Genomic DNA, 656 nt, shown 5'->3' with positions numbered 1-656 from the left:
GTCGCTGAGCGACATGGGCTGAAGCCGAACCACCTATCGACTTGGAGAACGATGGCCCGGCAGGGCAAGCTGGTTCTGCCTGCACCCGTGGATGCGGTAGAGTTCGCAGCAGTCATCGTCGATCCACCTGTTGCGGAGCCGCCGATCAAAAAAGCCAGCCGTCCCGAGATCATCGTCGGCGGTGTCACGATCCGTCTGGAAGAAGGCGCGTCGGGCGCGAGGATCGCCGCTGTCGTACGTGCTTGCGTNCGTTCACGGGGACAGTCTTCATATTCCGATCACGCAAGGCTGACCGGTTGAAGCTGATCTATTGGGATGGCAGCGGTCTGGTGATGGCCTACAAGCGGCTGGAGGAGCACACGTTCACTTGGCCCGATATCCGGGACGGCTTGATGACCTTAGGGCATGCCCAGTTCGAGGCGCTGTTTGCGGGATTCGATTGGCGTAGGGTCCGTTCCGTTGAAGCAAGAGCGCCCATCGCAATCGAATAGGTGCGACATGATGACTCGGGCGTCAAATCCGGACGGCGAGACGAGGCAGAGTTTGATAAACTTCCTGCATGTTGGACGTCGCTGATTTGCCGGACGATATTGCTGCCTTGAAGGCGATGCTGATCGCGGCGCAAGCGCGTGAAGTCCGCAAGGATGACCGGATAG

The 656-nt window shown here is 59.4% G+C and carries 1 protein-coding gene; it reads left to right on the top strand.

Annotation, left to right across the window (positions count from 1 at the left end):
• Positions 1-296: 296 nt before the first annotated feature.
• Positions 297-491, top strand: a complete 195-nt coding sequence (gene tnpB, locus QTL96_RS10030) for an IS66 family insertion sequence element accessory protein TnpB (RefSeq protein WP_289727649.1) — start codon at positions 297-299, stop codon at positions 489-491.
• The last annotated feature ends 165 nt before the right edge of the window (positions 492-656 follow it).

The sequence above is a fragment of the Rhizobium sp. S163 genome (assembly GCF_030380805.1).
Taxonomy (GTDB): Bacteria; Pseudomonadota; Alphaproteobacteria; order Rhizobiales; family Rhizobiaceae; genus Rhizobium.
This window is presented reverse-complemented; position numbering and strand designations above follow the sequence as displayed.